At 36.6% G+C, this 21,122-nt stretch carries 16 protein-coding genes and 1 pseudogene; 15 read left to right on the forward strand and 2 right to left on the reverse strand.

Annotation, left to right across the window (positions count from 1 at the left end; translation table 11 throughout):
- Positions 1-2 precede the first annotated feature (2 nt).
- The 4 genes and pseudogenes from U735_RS0103255 to U735_RS26220 all read left to right on the forward strand — a co-directional run.
- Positions 3-689, forward strand: coding sequence for a potassium channel family protein (locus U735_RS0103255; protein ID WP_031442455.1), 687 nt, complete (start codon positions 3-5; stop codon positions 687-689).
- Between the two features lie 85 nt (positions 690-774).
- Entirely contained in the window at positions 775-984 is a 210-nt protein-coding gene (locus U735_RS0103260) for a hypothetical protein (protein WP_157364994.1), read from the forward strand.
- 592 nt (positions 985-1,576) lie between these two features.
- Positions 1,577-2,839 carry a sensor histidine kinase gene (locus tag U735_RS0103265; protein ID WP_034247988.1) on the forward strand — a complete coding sequence of 421 codons (1,263 nt, stop codon included), beginning with the start codon at positions 1,577-1,579 and terminating at the stop codon, positions 2,837-2,839.
- Between the two features lie 72 nt (positions 2,840-2,911).
- Positions 2,912-3,153, forward strand: a pseudogene (locus tag U735_RS26220) (transposase); the annotation flags it as partial.
- A gap of 10 nt (positions 3,154-3,163) precedes the next feature.
- Here U735_RS26220 and U735_RS0103270 read toward each other — a convergent pair.
- Positions 3,164-3,358 carry a hypothetical protein gene (locus U735_RS0103270; RefSeq protein WP_031442458.1) on the reverse strand — a complete coding sequence of 65 codons (195 nt, stop codon included), beginning with the start codon at positions 3,356-3,358 and terminating at the stop codon, positions 3,164-3,166.
- An 825-nt stretch (positions 3,359-4,183) separates the two neighbouring features.
- Here U735_RS0103270 and U735_RS0103275 point away from each other — a divergent pair.
- The 6 genes from U735_RS0103275 (at position 4,184) to U735_RS0103300 (ending at position 10,132) form a co-directional block, all read left to right on the forward strand.
- A complete protein-coding gene (locus U735_RS0103275; RefSeq protein ID WP_051891852.1) occupies positions 4,184-5,074 on the forward strand; it encodes a leucine-rich repeat domain-containing protein in 891 nt (296 codons plus the stop codon).
- Positions 5,075-5,085: 11 nt separating this feature from the next.
- The gene (locus U735_RS0103280; protein ID WP_031442460.1) at positions 5,086-5,991 is read left to right on the forward strand and encodes a leucine-rich repeat domain-containing protein; all 906 of its coding nucleotides are present in this window, start codon (positions 5,086-5,088) and stop codon (positions 5,989-5,991) included.
- A 333-nt stretch (positions 5,992-6,324) separates the two neighbouring features.
- Positions 6,325-6,801: a hypothetical protein gene (locus tag U735_RS0103285; protein WP_031442461.1), complete on the forward strand. Its 477-nt coding sequence runs from the start codon at positions 6,325-6,327 to the stop codon at positions 6,799-6,801.
- 216 nt (positions 6,802-7,017) lie between these two features.
- A complete protein-coding gene (locus U735_RS0103290) occupies positions 7,018-7,434 on the forward strand; it encodes a response regulator (RefSeq protein ID WP_031442462.1) in 417 nt (138 codons plus the stop codon).
- Positions 7,435-8,375: 941 nt separating this feature from the next.
- A complete protein-coding gene (locus tag U735_RS0103295) occupies positions 8,376-8,783 on the forward strand; it encodes a response regulator (protein WP_031442463.1) in 408 nt (135 codons plus the stop codon).
- A gap of 362 nt (positions 8,784-9,145) precedes the next feature.
- Positions 9,146-10,132: a hypothetical protein gene (locus U735_RS0103300; protein WP_031442464.1), complete on the forward strand. Its 987-nt coding sequence runs from the start codon at positions 9,146-9,148 to the stop codon at positions 10,130-10,132.
- A 197-nt stretch (positions 10,133-10,329) separates the two neighbouring features.
- On the opposite strand, the gene U735_RS0103305 is transcribed toward U735_RS0103300, so the two are convergent.
- The gene (locus U735_RS0103305; RefSeq protein ID WP_031442465.1) at positions 10,330-11,022 is read right to left on the reverse strand and encodes a LytR/AlgR family response regulator transcription factor; all 693 of its coding nucleotides are present in this window, start codon (positions 11,020-11,022) and stop codon (positions 10,330-10,332) included.
- 698 nt (positions 11,023-11,720) lie between these two features.
- On the opposite strand from U735_RS0103305, the gene U735_RS26110 reads away from it, so the two are divergent.
- From U735_RS26110 to U735_RS0103345, 5 genes are all read left to right on the forward strand, one after another.
- On the forward strand, positions 11,721-11,963 hold the full coding sequence (locus tag U735_RS26110) for a DUF6747 family protein (protein ID WP_034247989.1): 243 nt from the start codon (positions 11,721-11,723) through the stop codon (positions 11,961-11,963).
- A 48-nt stretch (positions 11,964-12,011) separates the two neighbouring features.
- A complete protein-coding gene (locus tag U735_RS0103315; RefSeq protein ID WP_031442466.1) occupies positions 12,012-12,212 on the forward strand; it encodes a hypothetical protein in 201 nt (66 codons plus the stop codon).
- 1,687 nt (positions 12,213-13,899) lie between these two features.
- Positions 13,900-14,133 (forward strand): hypothetical protein, encoded by a 234-nt coding sequence (locus U735_RS0103330; protein WP_031442468.1) that lies wholly within the window; start codon positions 13,900-13,902, stop codon positions 14,131-14,133.
- Positions 14,134-14,215: 82 nt separating this feature from the next.
- A complete protein-coding gene (locus tag U735_RS0103335) occupies positions 14,216-15,148 on the forward strand; it encodes a nitrilase family protein (protein WP_031442469.1) in 933 nt (310 codons plus the stop codon).
- A 729-nt stretch (positions 15,149-15,877) separates the two neighbouring features.
- Complete coding sequence (locus tag U735_RS0103345) at positions 15,878-21,115, forward strand: PAS domain S-box protein (RefSeq protein WP_031442470.1); 5,238 nt, start codon at positions 15,878-15,880, stop codon at positions 21,113-21,115.
- The last annotated feature ends 7 nt before the right edge of the window (positions 21,116-21,122 follow it).

Here is a 21,122-nt window from a genome sequence, read left to right on the forward strand (position 1 = left end):
AAATGAAATATATAATAGTCGGGTTAGGGAGTTTTGGAGCGTCATTGGCCGAAAAATTGACCGAACAGGGAAACGAGGTCATTGGTATCGACTCAGATTTGAACAAAGTAGACAATTTTAAGGAACGTATCTCCCACACCATTAGAATGGATGCCACCGACGAGTTTACTGTGTCCGGCCTTCCGCTCAAGGATACGGATATAGTTATAGTTGCCATTGGTGAAAACCAAGGTTCCAACGTGATGGCGACTGCACTGTTCAAGAACCTACAGGTAAAACGCCTAATTAGTAGGGCCATAAACCCCCTGCACGAAAAAGTGCTCCATGCCATCGGAATAGATGAGATCGTGCATCCTGAGGAGGAGACCGCCGAACGCTGGGCCAAAAAACTCTGTCTTAAGGGGGTGGTGGATTCTTTTGAACTTGATGACAATTACAGCATCGTAGAAGTAAAAGTACCTCCCAGATATAACGGAAAATCGATTAGGGAAATCAAAATCAGGGAGGACTATGAACTCTTGGTGTTGACGACCATTTCAAATATCGAAGTAAAAAGCAAGATTGGAAAATCCAAAAATGTGACAAAGGTCCAAGGAGTGGCAGGACCTGACAACATCCTGATTAAGGACGACACCATTGTCGTTTATGGGGCCAACAAGGACATTAAAAAATTCTTGCAAAATGGGTGATTTGGGAAAGAAGGGATTCATGGTCTTACTTTTAATAGGCATAATTTTTTTATCATGTAAAGATAGAATTCACGAAAGGTTGGTTATGGAACAGAAAAGGATAAACGATTCTATCAATAGTACAATTGAAGGGAAATTAAGAAAAATACCTGTGGGCAAATTTGAAACCTTCGACTATGAAGGATGCGAATATCTACTTTATAAAGATGAAGGGGAATATAATAGTGCCTATGGATTTATGGCCCATAAAGGGAATTGTTCAAATCCGATTCATGTCTATTCCGAGTATAGATAGAGTTGAATATGCGAGGAGCCATAAGCTTAATTGGTGCAATATAGCCGGAGATAATATATATGTTATAGGTTAGCAAGTAATTTTATTTTTGGAATCAAAAGTCCTTTCAATCCTGGAAAACCTTTTTCATATTACTAAAATAGTGAAACTAAGGATGAAATGGCCACACAGTCCCAACTCAGAATCACTAGGCTTTGAATTCAATAATGATTTGTATTTAGTAAAATTAGCAGCTACGCAATAAGCTAAGGCGATATTGATTTTAAACAATAACCTTTATATATAAAATTATCCGAAACCCAGAGGCTTACTATATTTTTTAAATTTTAGAATGACCGTAAAAAATAAAAAAACTTACATAAAGTGAATCACTATTTGACAATAGGCCCTGGGTTCAATTATATGTAGCCGAAAATTTAGTTTATTTTACCTTGTTTTTTCAGGATCTTTTTATATTCTCATTTTGTTAGAAAATATTATTTCTGATTAAAAACAAATATGTTATTTATATAGAAAGCAATTTCTGATCAAGATTAACGTTATATCACTCATTATCCAATTCCTATAATCTAGAATATTTCAATAAACTACTATGATTCCCCCAAAGCACCATTTTCGTGAAAAGGAGCGCCTGGAGGCTTTGTACTCCTACTCCATATTAGATACCCTTCCAGAGGAAGATTATGACAATCTAACTAACATCGCTGCTGAAATATGTGGAACGCCAATTTCCTTGGTAACCTTGGTGGACAAAAATCGACAATGGTTCAAATCGCGCCATGGCATTCAAACCTCGGAGACACCAAGGGAATTTGCATTTTGCGCTCATGCGATCAACAGTGATGATGGAATTTTCATCGTTCAGGATTCACGCTTAGATAATCGCTTTAATGACAACCCTTTGGTCGATGAATATCCAAGAGTGATATTCTACGCTGGGATTCCACTTGTTGGTGATGAAGGACTCCCTTTGGGAACGCTATGTGTAATCGACCATAAACCCAGAGCTCTCAATCATAACCAGGTACAGGCATTGAAGTCACTTTCAAACCAGGTAATGAACCTGTTAAAATTAAGAAGGACTAATACCCAATTGAAAATGACGATTGAGATGCTGAATGACAGGAACCGCAACTTGGAACAGTTTGCCCAAATTGCGGCACATGACCTTAAATCCCCCTTGAGCAACATATCGAGTATTTCGGAATTATTTTTGGACAATTATAACAATTCACTGGACGTTGATGGAAGGACAATGATTTCATTGATCCAAAATGCATCCGAAAAACTCAGAGGACTCATTGATGGACTTTTGGAATATAGCAAAAGTGAGGCTATCTTAACACAGAAAACAACCAATGTGGATCTAGAAATTTTATCCGAAGATATACGCGGTCTGTTGTCATTTGATAATTCCTTAACTTTTGTACTTAATTCGGAACTAAAAAGTATTACAATTAATAGAACAGCAATCCATCAAATTCTGATCAACTTGGTAACCAACGCCATTAAATATCATGACAAGCATCAAATCAAAATTGAATTTGGGGTAAGGGAAGATGAAGTATCCTATGAATTTTATGTAATGGACAACGGCCCTGGAATCGCAAAGGAAAATCAAGTAAAGGTATTTCAGTTATTCCAAACACTTGGCGCCAATGACAGATTTAATAGGGAAGGTAATGGAATCGGTTTAGCAACAGTAAAAAATATCGTGAATAAAATGGGCGGATCAATCAAGATAGAATCTGACCCCCCGAACGGGTGTAAATTTGTTTTTAGTGTAAAAAAAAATATTAATGCTGTTCAAGAAATAGAAATGATCCAGTATTACATTGCCAGGACTAACTCATAAAGTGGGTAAATATATAAGAGCTGGGGCGCATGCCCCACCTTTTTTTTGCTTAATTTTAAATATTTACACATTATGAAAAAAGAAGAATTATTGGATGATGAATTTCTAAAACAGTTCAAGACCGGAGATGAGCTCAACGGTTTTTTATAGGAACTACAAAAAAAAGGGTATCGAAAATATGCTCGAGGGAGAGTTGAACGGTCATTTAGATTATGACAGGCACAAAAAATCAAATCAATTCTAGAAATGAGTATTCCAAAAAAATAGTACGCACTTCCTTCGGAGAATGCGAAATAGCCGTGCCAAGAGACAAAGTTTGCTTTTCTACTCAAAGACAACCCAAGGGCTTGGTATACACGGTGGGTCCAGTTTATGTTTCCATAGCCTAATTTCGTTGCCTAAGCGTCCGTGGGCATTACAATACCCTTCTTCCAAATGTTCCCTACCTATTTGCAGCAACGCCCTTTCTATCTCCGTATTGTCTTTTGCCAATGGCTTATAATAATAGCTCTTCTCCATGTTCAAGTCATGGAATGCCCTGCTGATACCGTAATGAATAAGTTCCTTGGTAATTGTTCTTTCATGACAGGGCCTTAGAACTTTTTTTCAATGTTCCCTTTGGTCATTTAGTAATCCAAGGTGAATTAGGCGTATATCTGTTTAGCCTTGATGCTTTCCTCTTCCAATTCTTTAATACGATTGTGTTTCTTGGGATTCATTCACTCATCACGTCAATGCCATTTATAAGAACTGGCTGGACTGACCCGATGCTCAAGACCTAGGCCCTTAGATAATTCCTTTAAAATCTTCTTGATCTGCAAATGTAAAAATTTACTTATTCCTAATAATACTGTTTAAAATGAAGGATTATTATTCTACACCTAAGCTGTTCGTTTTAAAAGCTTACAAAATTACCTAGGAATTCTAAAAAATAGTCCAATGATATTACAACCAATAATATTTAGTAGTATAGGTAAAGGATATAAGTTATATTATAGTAATCCAACATGTAAAATAATAATTAAACAATGTCTTATATCGCAAATTCTTAAATATTGATCTTAATTTCTTAATCCTATGTCGTGTTTATCTATCATTTTATAACCCAATATATTTTTTGATAAATAGTATAAAGTGAATATGTGAATAAACATTTTAAATTAATGGTCGCCACAAGTTTCGGGCTTTTCACAACAAAAACACACAGATCCATTGCAATTAACCGCTTGTACTAAACTTTTTTCAGATTATATGACTATTTTTATAAATGTAAGAAAATACGTCATAAAATAATTATCAAGTTCAGATAGCAACTATTTGAACATTTATTAAATTATAGATCAAATGGTAAGAGTTTATTCTTTTTTCATACTGGTGTTTTTACTACCCCTCCACATTATAGCGGAGGTATCCCCAACAGAAAAAAATGCACTATTAGATATTTACAATAGCACCAATGGTTCGAGATGGACCATAGGTTGGGATCTGTCCAGACCCGTCTCCACGTGGCACGGGGTTGGAATAATAGAAGATAAAATCGTTTCCCTGGATTTATTCAACAATGGACTTGACGGCATACTGCCCAGTTCTTTGGGAGACTTAAAATATTTAAATACCTTGAATCTTGCATTAAATAAAATAGGAGGCACAATTCCAGAGAGTATCGTCCTGTTAAGGCGCCTGACCGTCCTGAGATTGGGAAGGAATAATTTATCGGGAGAAATTCCTGCAAATATTGGGAATTTGGAGGATATGGAAGTTTTGGATCTTTTTGGGAATTCTCTGGTCGGGAAAATTCCACAAAGCCTGGGAAATATGGAACACATGAAAACTTTAATTCTCTCCTATAACCGATTAAGTGGAATTATTCCGGAAGAAATTGGAAATTTGATCTTATTGGAGCGCCTGGAGCTGGGCGAAAATGAATTGGAGGGAAGGATTCCGGATGGCCTTAAGGGAGCTTACCTTTTAAAGGCCCTTGATTTGTCAGGTAACAACCTTGTCGGTAAAATTCCGTGGAAACTTACAACACTTCCAAATCTAGATCTCTTACAGTTGCAGGATAACAATTTCGATAAATCTCATATTTTACCTTTAGTTAATAAAAATATAAATATCGCTCTGTTCGATTATGACGGTAGGCCACATCAAAGTACACATAAGCAAATTAATAGCTTTATAATAAAAAAGGATGCAGGAATGGTGGATCTAGAATTTGTGGATGTCAGTGATTAAAAACGAGAATTATGAAAATTCCGTCTAGAAATTGTTCCAAAGTTATAATAATTCTGGTCTTGTTGCCATTATTTGGATTCAATATAATAGCTCAGGACATGGTTTCGGAAAGTGAGCGTAGGCTACTAATTGATTTATATGAAACTACTAATGGAAAGGAGTGGGTACATAAGTGGGATCTGGATAGTCTGGTTTCTGATTGGTACGGTATCCAAGTGAGAAATGGTAATGTCGCTGAAATAAAACTTTTTAGAAACAATCTGGTAGGACAAATTCCTGAAAGTATAGGCAAGTTTGAGCATCTTACAATTCTCAATCTTGCATTTAATAATTTAATAGGGGAAATACCCAAGAGTATTAAGGAGTTATCACAGTTGAAATTCTTAAAGGTTGAAATGAATCAGCTAAGTGGAAGAATCCCCAAAGATATTGGAAAACTGGAAAACTTAGTTGAACTTTCAGCCTTTAACAATTTCCTATACGGTAAAATCCCTATAAGTATAGGCAGTTTGAACAATTTAAAGGTATTGAACCTGTCCAGTAATAATCTATGGGGAGAAATACCGGATTCTTTAGGCCGACTTTCAAAATTGGAGGTTTTAGGCCTATTCGAGAATTCGTTGAACGGCGCAGTTCCCTCAGCACTTGGTAATCTGTACTCCTTAAGGGAATTGGTATTGGCCAATAATAATTTTGGAGGTGAGTTTCCTATGGAAATGAGCCAATTGGTCAATCTTAGAATTTTCCAAATTCAGAATAATAAATTCGATTCCTTGGAAAACCTTAAGTCAATGAAGACCGAACAGTTCTTTGTATTCGACTATGATGATGGACATGTCAAATCGCTGAAAAGCAATAATAATAGAGAAAAAACTAGATTGGCAGACACTAACTTTGAAGATGACGCTAACGATTAAGTCTGGATTTCGTCTTTAAGGTTAAATATCAATGGTAACTGATGGATGGCGGGTTAAGATTAACAATTAAATCAAATACGATGTTCACCAAACATAAATTAAAGGAAATTATAGCAATGTCTAATATTGTTTAATATCGAATAATAGTGGGATTTAATAAAACGAATAGGAATGAAATGGCTTTTGAGTTCTTACACTACTTAAAAATCTTTATTTTCCTAATTAAAGCCATTACTGTTGTTCATAATATTACCTAATAATCTAGTAAGAATATGCTTAATTGTTCAGATATAATATAAATTTCAAATTAAATAATTCTTAAATTTAGTATTCATGAGTACTATAAAATTTGAAGTAATAGAAGGAAATTCCAAAGATGTTATCTTAGGGGTTTACCTAAGCGATGAACAGCCTTTTGCGTATAAACACTTCTCAAAAGAGTTGGATTCATTATGCTTGGCCCTTAGGGTAGGGGGAAAAAATAATTTTGATATTTCGGAGTTGGTGGCAGTAGTCCAAAAGGTAACTGGAGAGGGAAAGGGAATATTTTCACAGTTTGTGACCGAAAATAATATAATAGTAAATTTCGATATAGCCAAATATACCAAACAACAGGAATCTAAGTTTTCTTATTGGGAGGATGCCAAGGTTGTACTTACTGGCAAGGAATTCATGCAAATTCATCAAGCCCAACGAAATGATCTGATTTTTCGTATCCACACCAGAAATATAAAATCCGGTACCGTAGTGCCAAAATATGTCTTGGAGTATGAACAAAACCTAGCGAACTACCAGAAAGAGGCTGCCTGACAAATCGTCTTGAGTATCTGAGTATAATCAATGACAAGTGGGTAAAGTAGATGAAGTAATTTTAGAGTATTACTTGATATTGGGAAAGTGGCAATACATAAAATTTATTAATCGTGCAGGGAATTGGGGCCATGGAAATTTCTCAATTAATTTGTTTTCGAATCCAAATACGATACAATTTTAGAAAGTACTATAACCACGTAAATCCATTACAAAATGAACAATGATAACTTAACCTACGACATTGTGTACATTGTTGATGATGACAAAGTCATAAACCTCACACATTTACAAATTATCAAGAAAACTGGAATCGCTAATGAAACTAGAGTGTTCAGTAATCCCTTGAAGGCGCTTGAAGATTTGACGGCTGAACTTAAATCGTCGTATAAAAATATATTCGTACTGCTGGATATTTCCATGGATCAGATTAATGGTTTCGAATTATTAGATTCACTTACCTATATAAATGTTAAAGGCATTTTGGACATTGTAATAGTAACTTCTTCCCTAGATTACAAAAATAGACAAAAGGGAATGGAGCATCCTCTGGTGAAGGGTTATATAAATAAACCCCTTACCAAAAAGCACCTATTGGAATTTATCCACAATTACACCCTTAAATCTGAGTAATCTTTGAGGCTAATTGGTGTAAGTTCCATTTCAGATTAAAAGTTAAATTAAATAATAAATTTAGATTTATTTCGCTGCCATTTAGATTCTTAAGAGCCATAAATCATAATTCACTTTATAATTAGGATAAAAAGAAAAACTCTTATTGTTAAACGTAAATTTGTTTAACAAGTGTGGATCTAGGAGCCGCTTGTTGTGCCCAACGAACATAACAACACCTAGAGCAATGTCCTGTAACCGATGTCCTGGAAAACAAGAGACGTTTCAGGTATTTCAACACAAAGAAGAATTTATTATGGTAAAATGAACTATTTACGGGACTCTGATTACAAGGTTCCCAACTTTAGACCGGAGCTTAGTGTATTATAGAAAAGCAAACGATAGATTTAATCAAAACTTTGATATTCCCATATTTAGCTAATCGTTTACTATCTAAAAAAAGAGGTAGGTAATAATAACAGGGAGCATCTATTGATTTGTGTAAATAGAGTGGCAAAGATTTTAAATAGACAATTAAGTAAGGCGACGGTTTTAGATGCGGCATTAAACTAAGATTTGGAAGGTTGATTATTAGCTTTTTTTATTTAAAACAGTCTAAATTTTTATCTAAACTCTGTTTGACGACATTTTTAATAGTTTTAACGGGTTCATTTGAAAAGCGGTTATTTGAAATAATGCTAACCACCTATTTCGAATTTTTTCCCCAATTTTTCCAAACTACAATGTGCATTTGATCCAAAACAAAGTGAGTTAGATATAATAATCAAAAGCAATAAACGCCCGGATTTTTTAATAATTACTTCCAGCTAAATCAAAATAGAAACTATTTAATAAATTAACAGGGTAAATCTTACAATAAAACAAGAAATTTACAATAAATTGTCGATTTAGTAGTTAAAGAATTATGCCTAAAACTAATATAAATTTACCCCAAACCCCCGATGAAAGCAAAAACTGTTCTTTTGATAGAAAACTGTGACCTTGACGCAATATTGATTAAGGAGTCTTTAAAACAAAATGGTAAACTATGTAATATTAATTTGTTGCAACACCGCGGAGAAGTAGCGGCATATTTTGAGAAGCTAATAGTTCAAAAGAAAAATGAAATTCCGGATTTGATCATTGCGAATTGGGAACTTATAATGAATAACGGGGTAAACATGCTATCTCCGTTAAGCAGTTTGGAAAATTCTTTTATTCCTGTTGTAATATTTACTTCGAGTGGGCCAGATATGCGGCCCCATTTTAATAAACAAACCTGTTGCTATATAAAAAAGCCCTTGGATGTTAGGGAGTTTCTGGCAATAATCAAAGAAATTAAATATTCTTGGTTGAGCTTTGTCAACTAGAAGAGTAATTGGTTAAAGGACTCCTACAACTAAAGTTTTTTATGGTTTGTTCTGTACATTTTTATAAAGTCTTAGAATTTCAGAGATTTAAGTTTTTACTAATAATTCTCAGGGCAAAGTCTGTGGTATATACACATAATTAGAGCTTTTTTAGTTGATTTGAAAACCGTAATTGGCCATATTCCTTCTCCTATCTATAATTTTTGTCATAGGACAATAATGTTTTACATGCACTTTATGGATATGGATATGAATATTTGAACTCGACCAAAAGACTAATTTTTATGTACTAGGTAAGGTCGGCGGTAATAACTTGTATAGAACAAATCTAGTTGACTTATTAATCAATTTTACAAAAACGGATGACTTATTTTATTGAAAACTTAATAGAACTAAATGTTGACACTGAAATAGAAATCGGTCTAAACTTAAGAATTAGAGCGGCGACCTCTGAAGAACAGAATGTTATAAAATCGTTTATATCCGCTTTTGGCTTATCGCGGATATTAGAGGTTGCATATGACGGACTATATAAGCATGTCATAGAAAAACGGCTAACTGAGGGGAAAGGTCATCCAAAGAAAGGCCTAGGACAGGACTTCCGTTATTTTGTACTAGAGGAAATGGAAAAGACGGGGATTTATAATCCAAATTACGCCAAAGCGCTATTTTTATCTGATAAGGAGTTTTTTATTCCTTTTGGATTTGATTTAAAGGACTATCCACGGGGTGGAGTTTCACTAAAATATTCATTTGATTCTGAATTAAGTGCTTATACTTATTTCAATGATAAGAATACTAATATTATTGAGCGAGGGTCTGAATTTTCAATAGAATTTACAGATGAAGACAAATTTCAAGTATTAGATAATTTAACTTTATTAAATGAATTTGAGAAAAAAAAAGAGGATTATCCATACATTAAAAAAGCTTTAGATGACTTTTTCAAAATGATCGAAATATCCAATCGATCTGTCTTTAAAATTATTCAATTGTTTGCCTGTATAGAGCTATTGTTGCTGGATGGCAAATTGGCCAAGCCGAAATCAAGCGCATTACAGCTAGAATCTAAATTGGATTTGATCAATAATAGGATTGGCAATCCAGTTAAGGTTTCCGAATTTATACATGTTCCGGACTCCTTTACTGTGGGAAAATTAATTGGAATAACACACGAGTATAAAAGCTCAATAGCCCATGGAGATTTTCTTGACTTTGAGAAAAAAATACAAATTTCAAATAAAATTTCAGAGTTGGACATTTTAATTTTAGCAAGGAAAGTTTTAAAAAGTATAATAGTTTTTGCCTTAAAGGAACCTCAATTAATTACGGACTTAAAAAAATGCTGAAAATAAATTGGTACACAATGACGATTCGTTTTTGTGGATAGGAGTAGAAACTAGAATGCAGTTTTGAACTGGCCAAATTGTAGCTTCTTAACATTTCCCTTTATTATTCTGTCAATTCAATTGATTTTAATTAATATGTACTCAATGTCTGTTGATGGCTTTGGTTCGGGACGGGTATCTAGTTGGCAATATTAATATTAAATGTTGTTAAGCGCTTCCATCAATTCTATTTTTTTTCTTCGGCTTACAGGTACCTGTCGCCCCTCGACTTCAACATTTTTCCTATTGAATTTTTCAATTCTTTCCAAATTCACGATATAGGATTTGTGTATCCTTAGGAATTTATATTTTGGCAACTGTTTTTCAAAAGATTTCATAGTAGAAAGAATAACGATATTGCCTTCATTCGTTACCAATTTTATATAATCGCCAAGACCTTCGATCCACATTATGTCGTTTATAACCACTTTATGCTTTTTTAAACTGCTCTTCACAAAGATGTACACGTCCTCTTCGCTCATCCTTTGTGCCCTCTCACATTTGGCCATCGCCCGTTTTACTGAGGAATCAAAACGCGCCAAAGTAATGGGTTTTTGGAGGTAATCGGTAACATCATAATCAAAAGCCTTAAGGGCATACTCAGGATTACCGGTAATCAGAATTACCTGTGGTGGATTGTCCAAAGATTCCAGAAGATCAAAACCATTGATGATGGGCATCTCCACATCTAGGAAAATTAGATCGACTTCATGGTTTTTGATACCATTTATTGCTTCAATGGCATTGCTATACCCTGCTATCATTGCTAAGTTCGGGTGATTGTTTACTAATCTGGCTATGGCCATTCGCTGCATGGACGAATCGTCCACGATGATACTTCTTAATTTCATAATAGTTGATTTTCGGGGTTAAATCATTTACAAAGTACTTAAATTACAGTACCTGCCAGCACTAATGATGTAAACCGTTCAAAAAATGTTGTATGGAAAGAGATACCTGTGGTTTGTGAATTTGGTTAATTTCATTTACTATTAATTAATTTTTTCAAACCATAATGAAGATTGATCTATATTCTCACTAGTACAATCCAAAAACGCTAAATGTAGTGGGCATGATCGATGCGAGTTTTTTTATTTTGATAAACTTTACACATGTTGACCATTTTTGTTGTCATGATTATAGCAACATTGGAGAATTTGGCAATTCGAATCAAAGTAAGCCTTCAAACTAGTTTGTGATTAATTTAGTCTTCCTACTTGCCACAGCGAAATGCATTTATAATATTTGCCAGTTATTAGCAAAAAAAAATACTTGTCTAAACAGTTTACTGTTCAAGGATAGAAGCCTTTCTGTACTTCAGGACAATTCGAAAATTGCAGTAGATTTAAAGAAAATTAAAAGGCGCAATTTGAGTGACATCAATGATATAATATCCAATTGCACAAAATATAGTGGAATTTTGAATTTCACGTGTTGACGTTTACTGCATCAGGTATATCAATTCTGACCAATTATAAAGACGATTGACGAATATAAAAGGGGAAACCTGTCAAAGGCCATAATTTTACAATAGCCTTATGGATATATTATGAAAACAGTGTTACTTATGGCAAAAATTTATACTGAAGGTTTTAAAAACATAGGTGGTTTGATAGTGCAAAACTATTTGAAGGTCTTTGCATGGTTCAGTTTCATTATGTTTGAATTGGTCCTCTACGCTATTGTATGTAGATTGGCGACAGGTTTTTCTTTTTACCGAACCAAAAGACAATGGCCTAGACCTATGTCCTTTCAAGTGTTTGTGTGGGGCCAACAGATTTCAAGACTTTAGACTACAATTGGACTAACGAATTGAATTTTGATTATATTTCTAGGATAAATGGACGATAAAATCGTTTGGATCATCAATGATGATATGGTATCACAATTTGCCATGGAATATAAGATAGGACAATCGTGGCCAACCTATAAGGTTATTGGTTTTTATGCCGTATTAGAAGCCTTGACCCAGATAAATCAATGTTTGGAAACGAAATTGACTTGCGAACATAATATTATTGGACCTCGTATAGCCAGATAACAATGAGTGGCACTTCTTAATGCAGCTCAAAATGATTCAAGTTTGTATTGACGATTTGGAGATTTATATTGTTTCCGCCTTTTGCAGTTCAATGGGCCGTAAACAGGTACAGGAACGTCCATGATATAAGGATATTTCCACAAGCCATTAAACAATGCTAGTGTTGATAAAATGTTTGCATTGGAGAAAAAATGACTAAATCCTTTATAGGAACTATGCCAAGCCATCTGTCTATTATGTTTTTTAAATGATTCGATTTATCCAGGAGAACAAACAATTTGACCATTTCACGTGATAATTCGGCATTGTCATTTTTGTATTTGAAGAATGATTAAAACAAAAGTCTTGAGTTTCGCCCAACAACTTTTTTTATGTTCAAAACATACCCTTTTGCCGCGTACTTCCAAAGATAATTCCACCATCTTTCCGGCCGGAAAAATAATCTGATTCTTGCTACTATCTACAACATAAATTAGGATGGACTCATACTTGATTCTAAAAGGATCAATTGGGTGAATAATCAACTCATTTTCACGTTTCTTTGCCATTAACTTGAAATCGTGCAATTAGCAAATTGGCCTTAAGGCCCTATCTAGTGTACTTAGTAATGGTGCTTTTCCAATAATACAGATTTAGCACTATGGGCGAGATGAAAATTAGGTTTGTATTCCCTGTAAACTTTGGGTGGTATTCATTTGACAACTAAAAAGCAGCTATTCACAACATTTTTTTGGTGCGACAAACGATAATAAATATGTTTACAGAGAAATTATTGGCCCAAACAATAATAAATACCAAATCTTACCATGTTATACGGCACCTACGGAGAGGAATATTTAGTATTCCTGCAAGATTTAAATGAAATTTTGAGTTTAAACGAATTAGTTGAGGTGGACTATATTTAGTAAGGCTCAATTTTCGGCATCCAATACCCTAAATCTAGTTTGCGAAGCATAATCCAACGGATAACGCTTATTAAAACTTTATCCGTTGAATTTAACGAAATTCTATTTGAGTTAGGTAGAGTTCATTGTTTCAATTGAACTTTGCTCGGTAATTTGTATTCCAAATACCATTAAAATAATTTCAAACATTAATTCGTTTTACCCTTACAGGTTTGTATATGTCGAATTTAGGGGTCATTTTTTTTCAATAAAAGACGTCTTATAATTAATTTAAGTGTAATTTTACAAGGCATAAGTTAAGACTTATATACTAAATTATAAAAGAGGGCGTAGGGGTGCGTCCTCTTTTTTTATATAATTATAGAGTTGTAGAAGTGTCCAGATCTTGAGTGCTGATCTGCGATAATGTACCACGAGGGAAGGCAATGGAGATTTTTCAAAGGCTTCGTAAGAATAAGTCTGATAAATTCACTTTTCAAGTAGTCAAACGTTAACAGGATTGTCTATTGTTTTATATATTCTCTCTTTGTGAAAAATATGAATTTCCTATACAGATTCATACATGATTGCAAACTTTCTACCAAAATTATATTGCATACACGAATCCAATGGGTTGAACAGAAGCTTTTTTAAAATTTCCCCAGGTGCGCTTTTCCTTGCTGCTCACCTCATATCCATATTGAGGAGAACTTGCGGCTTGGGCAAAAAAAATCCCGAATATATTTATCGATAGGACTTGGGCATCATTAATTTCCCCATCGTGTACCGTCCGATATCTTCAAGTGTATATTGAAACGGTTCCTATAAACAAGATAGTTGCATTTGGAGGGGACTGCCATACCCCAGAAGGAGTATGTGCCGCTTCCGTAATTGCTAGGGAAACCGTTGAAAACGCATTAGTCTCAATGGTTAGGAACGGGTATCTAAGAGAATCGGAAGCCGTAGAAATAGTGAAGAAGATCCTTAGGACCAATTCAATCGATTTTTACGGATTACAAAAATTTATAAAAAACTGATATATTTATAGTTAAAGTAAAATCATAAGGTATTACCACCGGATGTTGCACCATCATCCATAAATTCAATAATTATCTGAAAATGAACTTATCTGTAGCACAATTTCAACCTAAAGACGGCGATAAAGAATACAATTTATCGATAATCCGAAAGCTTGCCAAGATGGCCAAATGCAACGGAGCGGATCTAATCAGTTTTCATGAAATGTCAATTACTGCCTACACCTTTACAAAGAATCTAAACCTAGCGCAGATGAATGAGTTAGGGGAGGAGGTTCCAAATGGAAAAAGTACCCAAGAATTAATTGGAATTTCCAAAGATTTGGATATCCCTATTTTGGCAGGTCTAGTGGAAAAATCGGAAGGAAAATTATATAATACTTATATTTGTGTTACAGGTGACGGACTAGTTGCAAGGTATCGAAAAATACATCCATTTATAAACCCATATTTATCAGCAGGAGATGAGTATTGCGTATTCGACCTACTTGGTTGGAAATGTGGCATTTTAATTTGTTATGACAACAATATAATTGAAAACGTAAGGGCAACAAGTCTTTTGGGAGCGGAACTTATTTTTGCACCGCACGTTACTGGATGTACACCATCTGCAATGCCTCATAGGGATTATGTTGCAGACAAGTATTGGCAGAATCGTGAGGATGACCCAGTGTCATTACGCATGGAATTCGATGGGCCAAAAGGTAGACGTTGGTTAATGCGGTGGCTGCCTGCAAGGGCATATGACAATGGAGTTTATTATGCCTTTACGAACCCAATTGGCTATGATGGCGAACATCTGAAAAATGGGAATTCGATGATAATTGACCCTTATGGTGAAATATTATCCGAAATAAAATCATTTAATGACGATATTACAATTTCAAAAATCATAAAAGAAAAAATTCAGCTCTCGGGAGGTTGGAGATACAAGAACGCTAGAAGACCGGAACTGTACAAGGAAATTATTGGCGGAAATCATAAATCAGACACAAGGCCAATATGGATGAAGTAGTATTTTGCAATACATTGAGAAAATACCTGGACTTAATTATTAACTGAATGTCAAAGCACAAGATTATACCATAACCTTGTGCTGGGGTTGAAGTAGTCGGATAAGATAATGGAAAAGGTATAAGATATTAAAGGTGACAATACTGCTCCAAATAACCATTAATTACCCAACACCTTACAGGGTATCCGTAAAAAAAATCCAAAAGCCAGACATTTACGCCATCTTGATTACATCTGGTTCAGTTTTTCCCTGTAAGAGATTGCCTAATCTTAATGTATAAGTTGGTTGTTTCAGGAATTTTATTTGCTCTGAGCCAACGGGGTGAAGGAAGAAGAAATTGTATCTGCTAAAAATCAAATATAAATTTAAGGAATGAAAAAAAATATGTTTGGTTTGGAGTGCTTTTCGCCAAAAGCAATGGCTAGGAACCTATGGTCAAGAGGTATTGAAACAGGAAATTTTGAATACGGTCAATTGCCAAACCGTAATAGCCTTCCAAGGAATTTTATTCCTTACCAAAACCCTTACCTTTACGGGCATAGACTGGTATGTGTTTTAAGCTGATAGGAATTGGTTATTTGGTTGGCATGATGGGCATTGTATGGTTTTACAAATGTGGTGTTCTGAATTATTAATATCCCTTACATAATTTGTAGGAATTTTAAACGTTGGAATCTTTATGATAATTGGGAATTAGCAATAATCATGAGACAATATAATTAATAATAAATGAAAGATTATAGTATGCTTTTTCAATGTAGTCCCTTCTCCAATTGGGTCTATGATTTGGAAAATGGTAAAATAGTTGAGGTCAATGAGGCAGCCTTGGGCCTATTTGGCTATGGTAGGGAAGATTTTCTTGGTCTTAGTATTAATGAAATAGTCATGGATCCAGACATTCTTCAATCCTTAATTTCAAATAATGAAGTAGAGCAATATGCCCAGTTTCAAAGTGTAAATATAAAAACCAAATGTGGGGCACTAAAATATTGTAAGTTATTGTGCCAAAAGGTGATTTTTCAACAAAGAAATTGTGCTATGGTTACGGCCCATGCCATGAGGCAATTGGATGAAAATAAGTATACCCAAAATGGAGACCAAAGTTCCAGGACTTCGGATGTTTCCCATTTGGGATATTGGAAATATGATTATGTAAACGATTCGCTCAGTCTGTCCGATGGAGTCTTTGCAATTTGGGGAAGAAATAGGAGGGATATGTCATTGACCATGGAAAATATTTTGAATTTCCTGCCCAAAGGGGACCGGGAGCTTTTTTACGATAACATGGCCTCTTTGTTTTATGGTCACAAGGACATGGATTTTGAACATTGTATCCTTCTTCCTGATGGCAGTAGAAGATGGGTAAGGGAACGTGGAAAATTAATAAGTAATATAGAAGGCGAACCTCACTCTTTTGAAGGTACCGTTCAGGATATTACTCTTAGATGTGTGGAAGAACAGCGGTTGAAATTAATGGAGAGTGTGGTAACCCACACAAATGATGCCGTGATGATAACCGATGCAGCGCTCCTGGAGGGACATGGTCCAAAAATAGTGTATGTAAACAGGGCATTTACCCAAATGACCGGATTTAAACCTGAAGAGATAATTGGCAGTACCCCTGATATCTTAAGAGGCCCTAAGACTGACCTGAATGCGCTGCAACGTTTCCAAAAGACCTTGGCGGATGGGAAACCCAGTGAAATTTTTGTCACGAATTACCGCAAAAATGGTTCACCTTACTGGATCCATATCGCAGCTTCACCAGTTAAGGATTCCGAAGGGACAGTTTCACATTATATTGAAATTCAAAGGGACGTTACCACAAAAATAAATGCCCAAAGTGAAAAGAATTTTCTGGCCAAGATCTCTGCCACCTTTAACGAAAAGAAAGGCCTTAGCAGTTCCCTGGATCGGATATGTAAATTGGTTACCTTTTACGGGGATTTCACATTTTGCGAGGTTTGGCTGCCCAGTATCCAAAAGAACAGCCTTCGTTTCTCAGCCATGTTTGGGAAGAATGAAGCCGGGGAAACATTTTATGAACACTCTAGAGATGTCTATGAAATGGAATTGGGAGACGGCCTTCCCGGCACGGTGTGGAAAACGGGCCAATCGGTACTCTGGGGCAACATTGACCGGAACAACCTTTTTATAAGAAAGAAAGCTGCGCAACGATCGAAGATCAAGTCAGTATTGGGCATTCCATTGAAACATCAGGGCAATTTTGTTGGTGTTATGGTCGTAGGTACACCTGAAAATGAAAAACACTTCAAGGCCCATTATCCAGTACTTTCCAAATTGGAGGATTGTTTGGGGTCGGAAATAAGCCGCAAGCGTATGGAGGAGGATCTGACGTACCTGTTCGAAACCCTGCCAGACCTTATTTGCCTGTTTGATTTTAAGGGGAATTTTCTTAAAGTGAACAAGGCCGGGTGCAACATATTGGGCTATGGCGAAGATGAGCTCGTGGGGAATTCCTTCGAAAAGTTCATCCATGGGGAGGACAGGGAAATCTCGGATGGACTCGTCCAAAAAATAAGGGACGGGCTGGAAACCTTTGAAATTGAAAATCGTTACATCACCAAGGCTGGAAACCTGGTATGGCTAAGCTGGCACTGCAGGATAGTGATGGATGAAGGAGTGGTTTACGCTACCGCCAAAGATATAACGAAGGCCAAAAAATTACAGGAAGTGGTTTCCGATGCCTCACGATTGGCAAAAATAGGCGGTTGGGAGATGGATATGATCAGTAAAAAGTTGACATGGTCCAAAGGGGTGCACCAAATCCATGAGACTGACCCAGAGGTATATACGCCAGAATTGGAGCGCGCCATCAATTTTTATAGGGCCGATCATAGGGAAAAGGTCAGAAATAAGGTTGGTTTGGCCTTGGAAAAAGGAGAGGCTTTTGATTATGAAGCAGCCTTTATCTCCGCCAAGCATAACGAAAAATGGGTCAAAGCCATTGGGCAGGCCGAAATGGTCAATGGAAAATGTGTCCGGCTCACAGGAAGCCTTCAGGATATTACCCAACTCAAAGAAACCGAGCATCGACTTTTGGCTCTCTCCAACGACCTTCCCGGTGTTACCTTCCAATATTACCTATATCCAGATGGGACGGGAAAAATGAGTTCCGTTAGCCAAAAATCCCAAGAAATATACAATCTTAGCCCTGCCCAGTGCAAGGAAAACGCTAATCTCATTTGGGATCGGATAAAAAAAGGAGGGGATCATAAGGCATTGTTGCAGGACATCCAAAAATCTATTGAAACCCTTACACAATGGCATAGCCGATGGCGGTACGTGCTGCAGAATGGAAAGATCCGTTGGCATGAGGGCTTTGGTACACCCTATAGATTGGCCGATGGCACCATTCTCTTCAACTCCATGGTCTTTGACATCACGGAGGAGGTGAAGTTGTCCCATCTCCTGGAAGAAACCTCGGAACTCTCCCAAATTGGCAGTTGGGAAATGGACTTGCTTGCAGCACCAGGTAGCGATGTCATGTATTGGTCGCCCATGGTCCAAAAAATATTTGAAGTGGACGGGAGTTACAATACCACCTTGAGTGGAGGTCTGGAATTTTTAACTCCTGAAAGCAGGCCCTTAGTGGAAAAAGGGATCGAGGAACTCATTGAGAGGGGATCGGAATATGACAAAGAAGTGCTTTTAAAAACCGGTACGGGAAGAGGAAAATGGGTACGGATCATTGGGAAAAGTGAACGTGTGAATGGAGTGTGCACCAAAATATATGGAAGTATTCAGGATATCCATACCATGAAAACCACCCAGTTGCAGCTCAAGGAAATCCTGGGCAGTATATCGGATGCTTTCTATGCATTGGACAAGGACTGGAACTTTACCTTTTTTAACAGGGAGGCTGAAAATTTACTGGGGAAGAAAAGTGATGAGGTACTGGGGAAAAGCCTATGGGAGCTGTTTTCCCCAACCTTGGGCACTGAACTTGAAACCTTATATAAAAGGGTCGCCAAGGAGGGTGTGGCAGAGAGCTTTGAATATCTTTATCCAGGAAATGGATCTTGGTACGAGATCAACACATATCCCTCCAATGGTGGGATTTCGGTTTATTTTAAAAACATAAATGATAGGAAAAAGGCCGAGGCAGCACTGAAATCGGCCTATCAGGAAAAGAATATTATCCTGGAAAGTATAGGGGATGCTTTCTTTGCAATGAAGGAGGACTTCACGGTGACCTATTGGAATAAAACGGCTGAGCGACTGATCGGGGTGAAAAGGGAAGACTTGATCGGTAAAAACCTTTGGGAGGTGTTCCCCGATGCGGTTGACCTGCCTTCCTACACCAATTATCACAAAGTTATGAATACCAAAGAGCCCATAACTTTTGAAGACTATTATGGAGTATGGCTTGAAGTCAACGCATATCCATCGGAAGAAGGCATAAGTGTATTCTTTAGGGACATAACCCAAAAAAAGAAAGCTAATGAGAAAATCCTGTACAAGACCGAGCAGTTGGACATTATTGCCGAAATGAACACAGAACTGCTCAATTTTGATAACTGGTTCAAGGTAATCGACAAAACATTTGGCAGGGTCGGGGAGTGTGTTAAAGTAGACCGAATATACTATTTCCAAAATTCGGTCAATGAAAAAACCGGCGAACTGGAAACCAGCCAGCGCCTGGAGTGGAGCAATGCAGGCGTGGATTCCCAGATAAATAATCCCTCTCTTCAAAATGTTCCGTTTAGTACTATTCAAGATTTTATGCAGCCTCTAGCTCAAAATAAGCCATTTAAGGCAATAGTAGGAGAAATGCGAGATAGTGTGACCAAAAAGCTGCTTGTAGAACAGGACATCAAATCCATTTTGGTCCTTCCTATTTTTATCAACAAGGAATTTTGGGGCTTCATTGGTTTTGACGACTGCAAAATCGAAAAACACTGGAACCATGATGAAATTTTCTTCTTAAAGACTATTACGACCAACCTTTCCGCTGCAATAGAAGCCTCCTTGACGAACAAAGAGCTGGAGCGCTCATATGCCGAAAAGAACCAGATCTTGGAAAGCATCGGAGATGCCTTTTTTGCGGTTGACAAGGAGTGGATAGTCACTTATTGGAACAATCAGGCAGAACTTTTACTGGGAAGAAAAAGAGAGGACATCATCGGTAAAAATCTTTGGGAGTATGGTGATGAAGTTGAACTAGGTTTTTTTGTCAAATACGATAAGGCAATGGCAACAGGGGAGAAGGTAAGCTTTGAAGAATTTTATCCTACCTTGCGAAAATGGTTCGAGGTATCGGTCTATCCGAGCCACGATGGACTTTCCGTCTATTTTAAGGACATTACCTTGCGTAAGGAGACCGATATTTTGATTCTACAGGCCAACGAGCGTTTTGAAAAAGTGGCCAAAGCAACTACCGATGCCATATGGGACTGGGACATAGAAAATGGGGTCATTGTTCGAAGCCATGGATTTGAAAGGCTATTTGGGAACAACGTAAAAAAGTATTTGAATGAAAGTGAAATCTGGGAAGACAGTTTTCATCCGGACGACCTGCCAAAAATACGTACCAGCCTCCAAGAGACTTTACTTGATCCTTTAAAGGAATTTTGGAGTAAGGAATATAGGATCGTCCATGAAAAAGAAGGGATCAAAACCGTGATAGACAAAGGCGCCATCATCAGGAATGAATCCGGGGAGGCCATCCGTATGGTGGGAGCTATAACGGACATAACCGAGAGGCAAGAGTATATAGAGACCATCGAAACCCAAAATAAAAAATTAAGGAGTATCGCTTGGACACAATCACACGTGGTAAGGTCTCCATTGTCACGCATTTTGGGAATAATTAACCTTTTGGACATGGCACCCTATGATTCCGAGGACGTACCTTTTTTGCTTAAACAGATTAAAGTATCAGGTAACGAGCTGGACGAAATCATCGGAAAAATTGTAAACGAAACACGTTCAATTAGAATTTAAGATTATT

Source organism: Arenibacter algicola, from assembly GCF_000733925.1.
Lineage (GTDB): Bacteria > Bacteroidota > Bacteroidia > Flavobacteriales > Flavobacteriaceae > Arenibacter > Arenibacter algicola.